The organism is Rhodococcus sp. ACPA1 (genome assembly GCF_002300195.1).
Classification (GTDB): domain Bacteria; phylum Actinomycetota; class Actinomycetes; order Mycobacteriales; family Mycobacteriaceae; genus Rhodococcus_F; species Rhodococcus_F opacus.
Window position 1 is genome coordinate 966,561 of record NZ_NSDX01000003.1, and the last position, 14,365, is coordinate 980,925.

11 protein-coding genes are annotated in these 14,365 nt (G+C 68.8%); 7 read left to right on the top strand and 4 right to left on the bottom strand.

Annotated features, from left to right (window positions below; all coding sequences use genetic code 11):
* Nucleotides 1-3: 3 nt before the first annotated feature.
* Genes CJ177_RS15035 through CJ177_RS15050 form a run of 4 tightly spaced genes read left to right on the top strand, consistent with a single transcriptional unit; the run spans nucleotide 4 to nucleotide 4,622 of the window.
* Nucleotides 4-1,515, top strand: a complete 1,512-nt coding sequence (locus tag CJ177_RS15035; protein WP_005251327.1) for an aldehyde dehydrogenase family protein — start codon at nucleotides 4-6, stop codon at nucleotides 1,513-1,515.
* Entirely contained in the window at nucleotides 1,512-3,113 is a 1,602-nt protein-coding gene (locus CJ177_RS15040; protein ID WP_025433218.1) for a GMC family oxidoreductase, read from the top strand. Before CJ177_RS15035 ends, CJ177_RS15040 begins: the two co-directional genes overlap by 4 nt.
* A 4-nt stretch (nucleotides 3,114-3,117) precedes the next feature.
* Nucleotides 3,118-3,609, top strand: a complete 492-nt coding sequence (locus CJ177_RS15045) for a hypothetical protein (protein ID WP_025433217.1) — start codon at nucleotides 3,118-3,120, stop codon at nucleotides 3,607-3,609.
* Nucleotides 3,606-4,622, top strand: coding sequence for an aldo/keto reductase (locus CJ177_RS15050; protein ID WP_061699474.1), 1,017 nt, complete (start codon nucleotides 3,606-3,608; stop codon nucleotides 4,620-4,622). The genes CJ177_RS15045 and CJ177_RS15050 overlap by 4 nt, the downstream gene beginning before the upstream one ends.
* 7 nt (nucleotides 4,623-4,629) lie before the next feature.
* Here the strand turns inward: CJ177_RS15050 and CJ177_RS15055 are convergent, their stop codons facing one another.
* A complete protein-coding gene (locus CJ177_RS15055; RefSeq protein ID WP_061699473.1) occupies nucleotides 4,630-8,127 on the bottom strand; it encodes a serine/threonine-protein kinase in 3,498 nt (1,165 codons plus the stop codon).
* Between the two features lie 69 nt (nucleotides 8,128-8,196).
* On the opposite strand from CJ177_RS15055, the gene CJ177_RS15060 reads away from it, so the two are divergent.
* On the top strand, nucleotides 8,197-8,868 hold the full coding sequence (locus CJ177_RS15060) for a cyclase family protein (protein WP_095868031.1): 672 nt from the start codon (nucleotides 8,197-8,199) through the stop codon (nucleotides 8,866-8,868).
* Between the two features lie 6 nt (nucleotides 8,869-8,874).
* Here CJ177_RS15060 and CJ177_RS15065 read toward each other — a convergent pair whose 3' ends face one another.
* From CJ177_RS15065 to CJ177_RS15075, 3 genes are read right to left on the bottom strand one after another with little or no spacing between them, the layout of a single operon-like run.
* Complete coding sequence (locus tag CJ177_RS15065; RefSeq protein ID WP_005251336.1) at nucleotides 8,875-9,165, bottom strand: MoaD/ThiS family protein; 291 nt, start codon at nucleotides 9,163-9,165, stop codon at nucleotides 8,875-8,877.
* The gene (locus tag CJ177_RS15070; RefSeq protein ID WP_061699471.1) at nucleotides 9,162-10,259 is read right to left on the bottom strand and encodes a hypothetical protein; all 1,098 of its coding nucleotides are present in this window, start codon (nucleotides 10,257-10,259) and stop codon (nucleotides 9,162-9,164) included. The genes CJ177_RS15065 and CJ177_RS15070 overlap by 4 nt, the downstream gene beginning before the upstream one ends.
* 52 nt (nucleotides 10,260-10,311) lie before the next feature.
* Nucleotides 10,312-10,899 (bottom strand): sigma-70 family RNA polymerase sigma factor, encoded by a 588-nt coding sequence (locus CJ177_RS15075; RefSeq protein ID WP_005251338.1) that lies wholly within the window; start codon nucleotides 10,897-10,899, stop codon nucleotides 10,312-10,314.
* A gap of 169 nt (nucleotides 10,900-11,068) precedes the next feature.
* On the opposite strand from CJ177_RS15075, the gene CJ177_RS15080 reads away from it, so the two are divergent.
* Both CJ177_RS15080 and CJ177_RS15085 read left to right on the top strand, forming a co-directional pair.
* Entirely contained in the window at nucleotides 11,069-12,256 is a 1,188-nt protein-coding gene (locus CJ177_RS15080) for an AAA family ATPase (protein WP_005258779.1), read from the top strand.
* A 130-nt stretch (nucleotides 12,257-12,386) separates the two neighbouring features.
* Nucleotides 12,387-14,342 carry an aconitate hydratase gene (locus CJ177_RS15085; RefSeq protein ID WP_061699470.1) on the top strand — a complete coding sequence of 652 codons (1,956 nt, stop codon included), beginning with the start codon at nucleotides 12,387-12,389 and terminating at the stop codon, nucleotides 14,340-14,342.
* Nucleotides 14,343-14,365: the final 23 nt, after the last annotated feature.

Below are 14,365 nucleotides of genomic sequence, written 5' to 3' on the forward strand. Positions count from 1 at the left end.
AAGATGTCGACAGTCGAAGCAACACAGATCCGCAGCTACGGACACTTCATCGGCGGGCGCAGCGTGCCCCCGTCGGAGAACATCATCGAACGGGTCAGCCCGGCCGACGGCCGCGTCGTCGCCACGTTCACCGCGGGCACCCGCGCCGACGCGGCCCTGGCCGTCGCGGTCGCGCGGGAGGCCTTCGACGAGGGCGAGTGGCCGCACTGGACCGCGATGGACCGCGGCCGGGCACTGCTGCGCTGCGCGGGGCTGATGCGCGAGCACGAGGAACGACTCGCCCGGATCGACGCGGAGGAGTCGGGCAAACCGATCACTCTGGCCCGCGGCGACGTCGGCGCGAGCATCGAGTTGTTCGAGTACGCCGCGGCGCTGGCCATGACGATGCACGGTGAGGCACACACGGCGCTCGGCGACGACTGCACCGCCATGGTGGTCCGGGAGCCCGCCGGCGTGGTCGGCATGATCATCCCGTGGAACTTCCCGCTGCTCCTGCTCGCGCAGAAGTTGCCGTTCGCGCTCGGCGCGGGCTGCACGGCGGTAGTGAAGCCGTCCGAGTTCACGTCCGGCACCGCCGTCGAGCTGGCCCGGTTGCTCACCGAGGCCGGGATCCCCGACGGGGTGGTGAACGTGGTGACGGGCGCGGGTGCCGAGGTCGGTGCCCCGCTCGCGGAGAGCAGCCTGGTCGACATCCTGTCGTTCACCGGGAGCACCGCCACCGGTAAGCGCATCGTGGAGGCCTCGGCGGGCAGCGTCAAGCGACTGTCGATGGAACTGGGTGGCAAGGCCGCCAGCGTCGTGTTCGACGACGCCGACCTCGACGACGCACTCGACGGAGTCCTGTTCGGTGTGTTCTTCAACCAGGGTGAGTGCTGCGTGTCGGGTGCCCGGCTCCTGGTCCAGGACTCGATCGCGGACGCCTTCCTCGCCCGCCTAGTCGAGGCCGCCGGCCGCATCACGGTGGGCGGACCGCTCGACGACGCCAGCGAACTGGGTCCGATGATCGACGCCGGCCACCTCGAGAAGGTGCTCGGGCACATCGACGCGGCGCGGCGGGACGGCGCGACCGTCCTGACCGGCGGTGACCGGCTGGGCGGAGAGAACTGGGGGAGCGGGCATTTCGTCGCCCCCACGATCCTCGACGGCGTGGCCGAGGAGTCCGCCGCCTTCCAGGAGGAGATCTTCGGTCCCGTGCTCACCGTCACCCGGTTCAGCGACGTCGACCACGCCATCCGGCTCGCCAACGCCACCGAATACGGACTCGCCGGATCGATCTGGACCAAGAACATCGACAAGGCGCTGCGGGTGGCGAAGGAGATGCGCAGCGGCCGCGTGTGGGTGAACACCACCATCGACGGCGCCCCGCAGCTGCCTGCCGGCGGCATGAAGCAGAGCGGGTTCGGCCGCGAGATGGGGCAGGCCGGCTTCGACGAGTTCACCGACGTCAAGACCATTCAGATCCGCACCGGACCACGTCAGCGCGTGTTCCCGAACTGGACCGGAGGCAACCGATGAGTGCCACCTACGACTACGTCATCGCGGGCGGCGGCACCGCGGGCTGTGTGCTGGCCGGACGGCTGACCGAGGATCCAGCGGTCCGGGTCCTCCTGCTCGAGGCCGGCGGCAACGACCGGCATCCGTTCATCCACGTGCCGGCGGGCTTCGCGAAACTCACCGCGAGCAAGTACGACTGGGGATTCTCGAGCGTCCCGCAGAAACACTGCAACGACCGGGTCATCCCCCTCGCCCAGGGCAAGGTCATCGGCGGTGGCGGCTCGATCAACGCTCAGGTGTTCACCCGGGGCGCGCACGAGGACTACGACGAGTGGGCGCTGAAATACGGCTGCGCGGGATGGTCGTTCGAGGAGATCCAGAAGTACTTCCTCCGGTCCGAGGACAACGAACGACTGTCGGCGCCGTACCACGGCACCGACGGGCCGCTCGGGGTCTCCGATCCCGTCAATCCTCATCCGCTGTCGAAGTCGTTCGTCCAGGCGGGTCAGGAATTCGGGCTGCCGTTCAACGGCGACTTCAACGGCGAGCACCAGTACGGTGTCGGCCTCTACCAGACGACCACGAAGAACGCCCGCCGGTGCAGCGCCGCCGTCGCGTACCTCGCACCCGCCAGGAAGCGGCCCAACCTGACGGTGCGGGAGAACGTCGCCGTGTCGCGGGTGCTGCTCGACGGCGGACGCGCCACCGGGATCGAGGTGCTCACCCCGCACGGTGTGGAGACGTTCCGCGCGTCCCGCGAGGTGCTGGTCGCGGCGGGCGCGTTCGGATCACCCAAGATCCTGCAACTGTCGGGGATCGGTCATCCCGACGACCTTCGCGACGCGAATGTCGAGGTGGCCCATGCCCTTCCCGGTGTCGGCCGGAACCTGCACGACCACTGCGACCTCGACGTCATCTACGAACTCCGTGAATACCAGAGCCTCGACCGACTGAACCTGATGCGTCCGGCCACGGCGAAGGCGGGACTCGAGTACGCGGCCTTCCGGCGGGGCCCGCTGGCGTCGACCGTCGTCGAGGCCGGTGGGTTCAGTTTCGGGCACGCGGCGGAGTCGATTCCGGATCTGCAGTTCCACTTCCTGCCCGCCGCCGGCGTCGAGGCCGGTGTCGCCGCGGTCCGTCCCGGCTACGGCTGCACCCTGAACTCGTACTCACTGCGGCCGGAGAGCCGCGGCTCGGTGAAGATCAGGTCGAACGATCCCACCGCCCAGCCGCTGATCGACCCGAACTTCCTCGCCACCGACTTCGACCTGGAGTCGAGCATCGAGGGGCTCCGGCAGAGCCGCGAGATCATGGCGCAGTCCTCGATGGCGCGGCACATCAAGGCGGAACATCTGGCCGGTGGTCTGTCGGTGAACACGAAGGACGACTACGTGAAGTTCGTCCGCGAGTACGGCCGTACCTCGTACCACCCGGTCGGCACGTGCGCGATGGGTGTCGGTGACGACGCCGTCGTCTCACCGGAATTGAAGGTGATGGGCATCGAGGGTCTGCGGGTGGTCGACTCGTCCGTCATGCCGCGCATCGTCAGTTCCAACACCCAGGCTCCCACGGTGATGATCGCCGAGAAGGCGATCGATCTGATCCGTGGGGAAGGATGACCGGATGACCAATTTTTCCGGACTGACCGAGGACGTGGCTCGGGAGGCCGTCGAGCTGGCTCGGCCGTCGATCGAGAACCTCTCCCACGGATCTCCGGGGCATCTCGTCGTGCTCCGGCCAGGCGTCGCCCCAACCGCCGACGCGGAGTTGCCCGTCGTCTTCCGCTGTAGCTGGGGTGAGAAGAAGGACTGGGCCGGGCCGTACGACGCGATTGCCGAGTCGAAAGCGCGGATCAGCTGGACCACCGGCCTGCCGTCGCACGCCGTTCAGCAGCTGCATCCCTACCTGTACCAGCACGGTTGGACCAAGTGGGGTGGCAGCGCGGTGGGCGAGGGCGGGCTGGTCGTGGCGTACAGCGGCGACAAGTGGTTCCACGACCAGTTCTATTCGGAGCTGGTCGTCGCGGCGATCACGGTCGTGTGCCTTCGCGAGATGGACTCCGTGATGCGCGACCCGAGCACTCTGTTCCTCGGCAACGGAAGCGAGAATCCATGAAGGTGAACGATACTCGGACGTTCGGGCGCGCAGGGTTCGACGTGACCCTGCTCGGCTACGGCGGTGCGCCCATCGGCAACATCTTCCGGCCGGTCCCCGAGGCGGAGGCGCAGGCGCAGATCGCCGAGGCGTGGGACATGGGGGTGCGTTCGTTCGACACCGCGCCCATGTACGGGCACGGGCTGTCCGAGCACCGGGTGGGCCATGCACTGCTGACGAGGGACCGCGACGACTACGTGTTGTCCACGAAGGTGGGGCGCACGTTGACGCCCGCGCGCCGTGGGTCGTTCGACACCGGAATCTGGGTGGACACCCCGCCGTTCCGGGCCGACTTCGACTACTCGTACGACGCGGTCCTGCGGCAGGTGGAGGACAGCCTGCAGCGCATGTGCCAGGACAGATTCGACATCCTCTACGTGCACGACGTCGACCGGTACACGCACGGCGACGCCCAGCCCGCGCGGTTCGCGGAAGCGCTCGAGGGTGCGTTCCCCGCGCTGATCCGGTTGCGGGAGGAGGGCGTGGTCCGGGCGATCGGCGTCGGGGTCAACGAGGCCGACGTCTGCGTCGACGCCCTCGAACGCGTCGATCTCGACTGCATCCTCCTCGCGGGGAGATACACACTGCTCGAGCAGGATCCGGTGAAGGACCTGCTGCCGCTCGCGGTGGAGCGCGACGTCGCCATCGTCCTCGGCGGTGTGCTCAATTCGGGCATCCTGGCCACCGGCGCGGTGCCCGGCGCCAAGTTCAACTATCAGCCCGCACCCGAAGAGGTGCTGAGCCGGGTGCGCGACATCGAGAAGCACTGCGAGCGTCATCGGGTTCCGTTGGCGGCCGCCTCGATTCAGTTCGCCGCCGCGCATCCGGCGGTGCGGGAACTTCTGCTGGGCGCACGGAACTGCGCGCAAATGCGGCAGAACGCGGCCTGGCTCGAACACCCGATCCCGGCCGAATTCTGGGATGACCTGCGCGCCCCGGGACTGATCCTGGAGGAGGCGCCCACGCCGTCCTGACCGCGGGTCACATCGTGTACGGAGCGGTCGCGTTCTGTAGCTCCTCGAGAAAGTCGGAGGGCACCGAAGCCCAGTCCGGCCGCCACTCTCCGGCCAGCTGATCTGCCCGGAGATCCGCGACCAGGGCGACGACGAAGGGTCCACCGTCGGGAAGCACGCGGTGGAGTCCGCGTGCCGCGCAGATCGAGGCGATGGAGGCGAGGGCCTGCTTCGCCTCGTCGTCGCGGCCCGCGGCGGCGAGGCACGCCACCCGGAGGCGCTCGGCCAGCAGGTAGGCGCGGTTGCGGCCGGTGCCGGCCAGTCGATCGGTCCACTCCTGCGCCCAGGTGCACGCCAGCTCGATGTTCTCGCGCGCCCCGGTGGCGAGCAGCATCCGGATCGCGGTGGCCTCCTCGACCTGCGCGACGATCTCGTCGATGCCCGACACCGGGCGCCGCCGGTCTTCGTGTGAGATCGGGTCCGGTGCCCCCAGGGCGGGATGCGGGGTGATGCCGAGCCGCCGGCGTTCGTTCTCGATGCGGGCCCGCAGGCGGGCGAGGGAGTAGGTCTCGGCCACCTCGAGTCCGGCGTGCAGGCGTGTCGTCGCCTCCTCGCGGTCACCCCGCAGCGCCTTGACGTGAGCGCCGGTCACGAAGCGGGCGACCTTGAAGTCCACCCCACCGGTCTCGACGGCGAGGGTGTATCCGTCGTCGAGGAGACGTTCGGCTTCTTCGACGTCCCCGCGTTCGTACAGCACCTCACCGAGCAGCGACCCTGCCAGCCGGGCGGACGGCGCTCGCGGCCCGCCCAGTTTCCGTCCGGCTCGCCGGGCCCGCCGGAAGCGGTCGACGGCGTCGTCGACGTCGAGCTGCTCGTAGGACGCGACACCCAGATAGCTCTGACCGTGAACGACGTTGTGCGGTCCTGTGTTCCGCTCGTAATAGGGCCGGGCCACTTCCTGGATCCTGCGCACCTCCGCGAAGTCGAAGCGGTACACGGCGGCGAACGTCGTGACGTTGAACGCGGCGCACACCACCCACGGGGACATGGCCTCCGGCCGCGCCAGGCAGTCGGCGGCGAGTTCGTCGATCCGGCCGCTGCGGTCGTTGCGCAGTTCCGCCACCGCACGGACGACGCCCGCCTCCGCCCGCAGATCCGCCGTGTCGCTCGCGCTCGCGCCGCTGTGGTCGAGTGCCCATTCGGCTCGCTCGAGCGCGCGTTCGGCGGCCATGGTCCGGTTCGCCATCGCGTGCGCCCAAGCCGTCGTGACCTGCAGCCGGGCGCTCGTGGCGACCAGAGCCGGCGGCAGCTTGTCGACCACCGCCGACAACGTCGCCGCCTGGGACTGCTCGAGCAGTATCAGTCCGTCCGCTTCGACGAGTTCCACGGCGCGTTGCTCTTCGCCGCCGGCGATGGCGTGGTCGACGGCCTCGCGGAGCAGGCTGTGGTCGCAGAACCAGCGGGACGCGACGCGGTGCAGTTCCCGGATCCGGTCGGGTTGGTCGCGTTCGAGCCGTCGGCGCAGGAACTCGGCGAACAGGGTGTGGTAGCGGAACCACGTTCGCTCGTCGTCGATGTGGCGCAGGAACAGGTCCCGGTCCTCGGCGGCCTCGAGCATCGCCTGCCCACGCGCGGTGTGTGCGAGGGCGCCGGCGAGACTGCCGCACGTGCGTTCGGTGATCGAGGTGGCCAGCAGGAAGTCGAGCATCTCGGGTTCGAGGGTGTCGAGGACGTTCTCGGCGAGAAATTCGCCGATCGCGTGGTGGCGCCCGGACAGTCCGGCGATCAGCTCGGAGGGGTCCGCTCGCCCGCGCAGCGACAACGACGCCAGTTGGAGAGCCGCCACCCACCCGTCGGTGGAGTCGCGGAGCTCGGTGACGTCCTCGCTGTCGAGGGGCAGGCCACCGAGGTCGACGAGGAACGACCGGGCTTCGGAGTCGTCGAAACGCAGTTCGGAGTAGTCGATTTCGACGAGTTCGTCCTTGACGCGCATGCGGCTCATCGGCAGCCCGGCCCTGGTCCGGCTCGTCACCACGACCTGCAGGTGGTGACACCCGTTGTCGAGGAGGAACTCCAGGGCGGCGATCGTCGCGGGCTCGGACACGCGCTGCCAGTCGTCGATGATCAGGGCGATCCGTTCGCCGCTCTCGTGGATCTGGTTGACGAGCGAGGTGAGCACGTAGCGTTCGGCTTCGTCGTCGTGCTCTTCGAGGACCTGGCCGAGTTCCTTGGCCAGGTTGGGGCGCACGCGGCGGATCGCCTCGATGAGGTGCGCGACGAACCAGACCACGTTGTCGTCGTCGCTGTCGACGGTGAGCCACGCGACGGCCACGCCCTCGTCGGCGAGGACGTTCCGCCACTGGGCGGCCAGGGTGCTCTTGCCGAATCCGGTGGGGCCGTGGATCACGGTCAGCAGGCGTCGGCGTCCGGCCCGCAGCAGGTCGATCAGCCGATTCCGGTCGACGAGCTGACGGGTCGCGGCGGGCGGCCGGAACCGGGTGGCCGGCGCGGGCGGCGGCGTCGACGCATATCGTGCCCGTCCCGTCGTGGAGGTCCGGAACGGACCGGAGATGGTCGAGACCGCCCCGGGCGAGGAATCCTCGACATGGTGCACCCCGGCGTCGACGGGCATCGCCATCTCGTCCACAGCCAATCCGTGGTGGCGTTCGACCTCCCGCAGTTCGTCGCCGAACGCGGCGGCGGACGCGGGGCGATCCTCCGGTTTACCGGACATCGCGCGCTGGATCACGGCGCTGAGGTCCTCGGGGAAACCCTCCGTCCGCAGGTCCGGGACAGGTTGGGTGGTGATCCGCAGGAACTGCGCGATCACCTCCTCGCCGTTGTGCCGTTCGAAGGCCGCGTGCCCCGTGATCGCGCTGAACAGGGTCGCGCCGAGGCTGTACACGTCGGAGGCGGCGGTCGGGGTCCGCCCCGACAGCACCTCGGGAGCGGTAAATGCGGGGGAGCCGGTGACGGTGCCCGCAGTCGTCTCGAACGCCCCCGACATCCGCGCGATCCCGAAATCGGTGAGCTGCGGTTCGCCGTACTCCGTCAGCAGGATGTTTCCCGGTTTGACGTCTCGGTGGAGGATGCCCACCCGGTGCGCAGTTTCGAGTGCACCGGCAAGTTTCACCCCGATACGCAGGGCGTCGCTCCAGGGGATGGGCCCGCGCCTGCGGATCTGCGCGTCCAGCGAATCGTGGGGATGGAACTGCATCACGATGTACGGCCGGCCGGTGTCGGTCGTCCCGACCTGCATGATGTTGACGATGTGCGGGTGGCCGCTCAGCCGGCCCATGGCGCGCTGCTCCCGCAGGAACCGTTCGAGGTTCTCGGCGTCGAGCGCCGCGGTGAGGACCTTGACTGCCACGGTTCGATCGAGTTCCGGTTGGGCACACCGGTAGACCACCCCGAACCCACCGTGCCCGATCTCCCTGGCATCCTCGAGACCGACCGCGGACAGCTCGGTTGCGAGTGTTTTCGACACCGACTCACGCTGGGTGGCGAGCGGGTCAAAATCGGTCATTCCACCACCTCTTCGCTCGTCATCGAGCATATCGCGGTACGCGTGACCCCGAGGCCGGACAATCGAGCGATGCCACACGTGCGGAAAATCGTGGATCTGTCACACACCATCGGGCCGGGGATGCAGGTGTATCCCGGCGACCCGGTGCCGACGCTGATCCGGCACTGCACCCTCGAACGCGACGGCTACAACGTGCTGGACGTCAGGATCGGTTCGCAGTCCGGGACGCACGTCGACGCCCCGGCGCATCTGCAGGCAGGGGCGGCGACCGTCGATCGGCTGGCGCCGGAGCTGTTCGTCGGACGCGGCGTCGTGTTCGACCTGCGCGAGCTCGTTGCGCGGCAGCGGATTACCCGCGAACTGATCATGTCCCGGGCGGAGGACGCCGGGCCGGGCGACATCGCCGTGTTCCATACCGGGTGGTCTCGCCACTACGGAACGGATGCCTATTACACACATCCGTTCCTCGACCCCGAGGCATGCGCGCTGCTGCTCGACCGGGGAGTGCGGACGTTCTGCCTCGACACCCCGAGCATCGACGAGACTCCGGACGGGGAACACACCGACGCCGGATACCCGGTTCACCATCTGATCGCCGACGCCGGCGGAGTGATCGGCGAGAATCTGTGCCGGCTCGACCGGATCGACTTCCCCGACCCGCTCGTCAGCCTCCTGCCGATCGCACTGGAAGCAGGCGACGGAGCTCCCACCCGGGCAGTGGCGATGGAGCTGGCCGAGTAGTCGCGCTCAGCCGCCGGCCACGGACTGCAGGATCTGCAGTTCCTGCCCGGGCGTCACCTCGGTGCCGACACCGCCGAGGAGCCGGACGTCCTCGCCGTCCACGTAGACGTTGACGTACCGCCGCAGGGCGCCGGTCTCGTCGCGAATCCGGCGGCCGAGAATCGGGAACTCGCCCGCGAGGACGTCGAGCACGTGGGACAGCGTCGAGGCGGTGTCGAGGGGCACGTGTACGGAGCGTTCACCGCCGACGATCGACGCCAGTGCCCGCGGAACCCGCACGGTGACGCCCTCGCTCATGACGCGATCACCGCGGCCCGCACGCACAGGACGTCGGGCAGATGCGCCGCGACCGTGCCGAACGTGGCGCCCTCGTCGGCGCTCCCGTAGACCTCGCCGCCGCGCGTGCCGAAATACACCCCGACCGGGTCGGCGGTGTCCACTGCGGCGGCGTCGCGGAGCACCACGTTGTAGTCGCGTTCCGGCAGCCCGCTGTCGAGGCGGGTCCAGCTGTTCCCGGCGTCCTCGCTTCGGTAGACGGCCGGCCGGCCGTCGGGTGGGATTCGTTCACGGTCCGCCTCGATCGGAACGACCCAGATGGTTCCCTCGCGGCGCGGGTGGGTGAGCATCACGAATCCGAAGTCCGTCGGCAGCCCGTCCGCGATCGACTTCCACGTGTCACCGCTGTCGTCGGTGCGGTAGACGCCGTGATGATTCTGGGCGTACAGCCGGTCGGGGGCGACGGCGTCGCGGGCGATCTTGTGGACGCACTGACCGAACTCCGGGTTCGGGTCCGGCAGGAAGTAGGCCGTGATCCCGGTGTTGCGCGGCTCCCAGGACGCACCCCCGTCCGTGGTGCGGTAGACCCCTCCGGTGCTCATCGCGACATGCATCGTGTTCTCGTCCTCTGGATGGGGTACGACGGAATGCGCTGCGGCGCCGCCGTATCCGGCTCCCCACTCCGGTCGGTGCGGATGGTCCCACAGCCCGCGTTCGAGGTCGAAATGCTCGCCGCCGTCGACCGACCGCCACACCGAGATGGGTTCGCACCCCGCCCACACGACGCCCGGGCGGTCGTCCGTGTCGGGCCGGAGCTGCCACACCCGCTCGAGCGCGGCGCCGTCTCCGTCGCCGAAGCGGATGGCGCCGTGATCCGGTTCGGTCCAGGTGGAACCCAGATCGTCGGAGTGTGCGACGGTGGGACCCCAGTGCTCGGACCGGACCCCGACCAGGATGCGGGTGCGCCCACCCCGCGTGTCGATCCCGATACTCGGAATCTCGTTCATCAGGAAGTGTGGGCCGGACAGCGACCAGGTGGCGCGGTCGCGGCTGGTGGCCAGCCACAGGCCCTTCTTCGTTCCGATCGCGACCAGGACGGTGTCGGGTGCGCTCATGAATCCATCGGACCACTCGGCCCGGCAGTTGGCAACGACGGAGCGGGAACTCTCAGCGGGCGGGCCCGTGCCCGATCCGCGCCCGCAGGTGGCTCAGTGCCCGGTGCTGGGCGACGCGGACGGCGCCCGGTGTGGTGTCCAGGACCCGTGCCGTCTGTTCGGCCGACATTCCCACGATGACGCGCATGAAGAGGATCTGCTGGTGCCGGACCGGAAGGGTCTCGACGAGCTGGCCCATCTCGCCGCGCAGTTCACCGCGCAGGATGTGATGCTCGGGGCCGTCCTCGACGTCCACCACGTGGTGTGCGGCCGCGGCGCGCGCAGTCTGCGGCACGGACAACCGGGTGGCGCGGCGCCGCGCGTCGGACACCTTGTGCGCGGCGATGCCGAAGATGAACGACAGCAACGATTTCCCCTGGTTCTCGTACGTCCGCAGGGCGCTCATCAACGCGAGGCACACGTCCTGGGTGACATCGTCGGCGGTGGTGTGCGGGTGATCCACCGACTCGAGCCGGCTCGTGCAGTAGCGGTGCACGAGGGGGTGCGCGATGCGGAGAACCTCTTCGACGGCGTCCTCGTCGCCCTTCGCTGCATGCGGCGCGAGGCGTTCCAACTCGGCTCTGGCGTCCAACTCGATCATGGTGTTCTCCCTGTTCCTGGTGCTGCATCCAGCCTCGGGGGAACGCGCGATAGTCGATAGGCACCGAAGGGTGCGGAAGTCACCACCCCGGCTAGGACTTCATAGCGGGATCTAGGACACGCGCTAGATGAGCGCAGATTCGGCAACAGAGGTTGTTACCTTCGTGGCCATGGACCCTGTCCGTAACCCCTATGCGCCCGGCGCGGGGCAGCGCCCGCCGGAGCTCGCGGGCCGAACCAGGCAGCTCGACGCGTTCGACGTCGTGCTCGAGCGGATTGCGCGCGGTCGCCCGGAACGCAGCGTGATGCTCACGGGTCTGCGTGGCGTCGGGAAGACGGTCCTGCTGAACCACCTGCGGTCGGCCGCCATCTCGCGGCGGTGGGGAACGGGGAAGATCGAGGCCCGCCCCGATCAGGATCTGCGGCGGCCGCTGTCGTCGGCGTTGCACATGGCGGTTCGGGAGATCGCGGGCTCGCATCGCGACCCCGACCGGGTGGAGGAGTTCCTCGGCGTCCTGAAGTCGTTCGCCCTGCGGGCGACGGCCGACAAGGGCATGCGGGAGCGGTGGCAGCCGGGCATCGACGCCCCCGCGGTGAAGGGTCGCGCCGATTCCGGCGACATCGAGATCGACCTGGTGGAACTGCTGCTCGACGCGTCGTCCCTGGCCCGTGACGTCGGGGTCGGGATCGCACTGTTCATCGACGAGATGCAGGACCTCGGCGCCGCGGACGTCTCGGCGGTGTGCGGGGCCTGCCACGAGCTCAGCCAGGACGCGGCGCCGCTGATCGTGGTCGGAGCCGGCCTGCCGCACCTGCCCGCCGTGCTGTCGGCGTCCAAGAGTTACTCGGAACGGCTGTTCAGCTACCACCGCATCGACCGGCTGGACCGGGTGTCGGCCGATCGGGCATTGATCGCGCCCGCCGAGCGGGAGGACGTGAAGTTCACGGACGAGGCGCTCGACGCGTTGTACGCCGCGGCCGACGGCTACCCCTACTTCGTCCAGGCCTACGGCAAGGCGACGTGGGACGTGGCCGCGGCCAGCCCGATCACCGAGGAGGACGTGCGGGTGGCCGCGCCGACCGCGGAGGAGGAACTCGCGGTCGGGTTCTTCGGGTCGCGGTACGAGCGCGCGACGCCTGCCGAGCGGGAGTACATGCGGGCGATGGCCGACCTCTCCGGCGACGACGGACCGGTCGCCACGTCGGCGATCGCCTCCGAGCTCGGCCGCAAACCCGCGTCGCTGTCACCGGCGCGGGACGGGCTGATCAAGAAGGGCCTGATCTATTCGGCCGAGCGCGGGTCGATCGGATTCACCGTGCCGCACTTCGGCAAGTACCTGCGGGCGCAGCACGACTAGCGGAATCTAGCTCTCTCTACGGATTTGCCTAGAGAGCCGAATATTTTCCTGTCGAGTGCCGGACGTATTCCGGGCGCTGGCCCTCGGCGTCGCTCCGGCGCATCCTGGAGGTACGACGAAGGGATCAGCGATGTCGGACACTGTCGCCCGCAAGGTCATCGGTGCACACCTCCTCGACGGCCGGATGGAACCGGGCGAGGAGATCTCGATCCGGATCGACCAGACTCTCACCCAGGACGCCACCGGAACCCTGGTGATGCAGGAACTCGAGGCGCTCCACCTCGATCGCATCAAGACCGAGTTGAGCGCGCAATACGTCGACCACAATCTGCTGCAGGCCGACGAGAAGAACGCCGAGGACCACGAGTTCCTCCGCACCGCCGCCCTGCGGTACGGGCTGTGGTTCTCGAAGCCGGGCAACGGGGTCTCTCATCCCACCCACATGCAGCGCTTCGGCGTTCCCGGCAAGACCATGGTCGGGTCCGACTCGCACACACCGGCGGCCGGATCGCTGGGCATGCTCGCGATCGGCGTCGGTGGGCTCGAGGTCGCCATGGCGATCGCGGGCCAGCCCCTGCACCTGCGGATGCCTCAGATCTGGGGGGTGGAGTTGACCGGCAGGCTCCCCGACTGGAGTTCGGCGAAAGACGTCATCCTCGAGATGCTCCGCCGCCACGGGGTCAAGGGCGGGCTCAACAGAATCATCGAATATCACGGTGAGGGGCTCGCGACGTTGACGGCGATGGATCGTCACGTGATCGCGAACATGGGCGCCGAACTGGGCGCCACGACGTCCATCTTTCCCGCAGATGACGCCGTCCGCGATTTCCTGCGCTCCGAGGGCAGGGAAGACGACTTCGTGGAAATCCTCGCCGATGCGGGCGCGGAGTACGACGTACACGAACACCTCGACCTGTCGACGATCGTGCCGCTGATCGCGAAACCGTCTTCGCCGGGAAACGTGGTGCCCGTCCGGGAGGTCGCCGGTGAGGACGTCAGCCAGGTGGTGATCGGGTCGTCCGCCAATCCCGGACTGCGCGACTTCGCGATCGCTGCGGCCATGGTGTCGGGGAGGCAGACCGACCCGAGCGTGAGCTTCGACGTCAATCCGAGTTCGCGGGAGATCCTCTCCGACCTGACCAAGATGGGCGCCACGCTCGAACTCGTCGTGGCAGGCGCGCGAATTCACCAATCCGGGTGCATGGGCTGTATCGGCATGGGCCAGGCGCCGGCGACCGGCCGGAATTCTCTCCGGACGATGCCCCGCAATTTCCCAGGGCGTTCGGGCACTCGCGAGGATTCCGTGTGGCTGTGCTCACCCGAGACAGCGGCCGCGTCGGCTCTCACCGGGGTGATCACCGATCCGCGGGACTGGGCGGAGAAGGCGGGGATGCCGTACCCGGAGATCACGCTTCCGGACGAGGCCACCGTCAACACGGCCATGCTGGTGGCTCCGCTGCCCGAGGACGAGGCTCGGCATGTCGAACTCGTGAAGGGACCCAACATCTCGTCCCTGCCCGAGTTTCCGCCCCTGCCCGACCGCATCGAGGCACCGGTACTTCTCAAGGTCGGTGACAACATCTCCACCGACGAGATCTCGCCGGCCGGGGCGCGGGCCCTGCCGTTCCGCTCCAACATTCCCAAGCTGTCCCGGTTCACGTTCACCCAGGTCGACGAGACCTATCCGGCGCGCGCGGAGGAGACGGCGAAGACCACCGGGCATTTCATCGTCGCCGGCGACAACTACGGGCAGGGGTCCTCGCGTGAGCACGCCGCGATCACCCCGCGCTACCTCGGGTTGCACGCGGTGATCGCCACCTCGTTCGCCCGTATCCACTGGCAGAACCTCGCCAACTTCGGTGTACTCGCGCTCGAATTCGAGAACCCGGACGACTACGACACGATCCGGCAGGACGACGTGCTGGTCCTGGACGGGGTCCGGGAGGCCATTCGTTCCGGCCCCCACCTGACCCTGTTCGACTCGACCCGTGACGTGGAGATCCCGGTGCGTCACCGGCTGTCCCCACGTCAGGTCGACGACGTGCTCGCGGGCGGATTGATTCCACAGCTGGCACGCAGGGAGTGAGCAGCCGGTCGCCGTACACTCGG

Bases quoted from the DNA above. Each gene is read 5' to 3' on its own strand.
- CJ177_RS15035 (WP_005251327.1), top strand. From the start codon at position 4: ATGTCGACAGTCGAAGCAACACAGATCCGCAGCTACGGACACTTCATC.
- CJ177_RS15040 (WP_025433218.1), top strand. From the start codon at position 1,512: ATGAGTGCCACCTACGACTACGTCATCGCGGGCGGCGGCACCGCGGGC.
- CJ177_RS15045 (WP_025433217.1), top strand. From the start codon at position 3,118: ATGACCAATTTTTCCGGACTGACCGAGGACGTGGCTCGGGAGGCCGTC.
- CJ177_RS15050 (WP_061699474.1), top strand. From the start codon at position 3,606: ATGAAGGTGAACGATACTCGGACGTTCGGGCGCGCAGGGTTCGACGTG.
- CJ177_RS15055 (WP_061699473.1), bottom strand. From the start codon at position 8,127: ATGACCGATTTTGACCCGCTCGCCACCCAGCGTGAGTCGGTGTCGAAA.
- CJ177_RS15060 (WP_095868031.1), top strand. From the start codon at position 8,197: ATGCCACACGTGCGGAAAATCGTGGATCTGTCACACACCATCGGGCCG.
- CJ177_RS15065 (WP_005251336.1), bottom strand. From the start codon at position 9,165: ATGAGCGAGGGCGTCACCGTGCGGGTTCCGCGGGCACTGGCGTCGATC.
- CJ177_RS15070 (WP_061699471.1), bottom strand. From the start codon at position 10,259: ATGAGCGCACCCGACACCGTCCTGGTCGCGATCGGAACGAAGAAGGGC.
- CJ177_RS15075 (WP_005251338.1), bottom strand. From the start codon at position 10,899: ATGATCGAGTTGGACGCCAGAGCCGAGTTGGAACGCCTCGCGCCGCAT.
- CJ177_RS15080 (WP_005258779.1), top strand. From the start codon at position 11,069: ATGGACCCTGTCCGTAACCCCTATGCGCCCGGCGCGGGGCAGCGCCCG.
- CJ177_RS15085 (WP_061699470.1), top strand. From the start codon at position 12,387: ATGTCGGACACTGTCGCCCGCAAGGTCATCGGTGCACACCTCCTCGAC.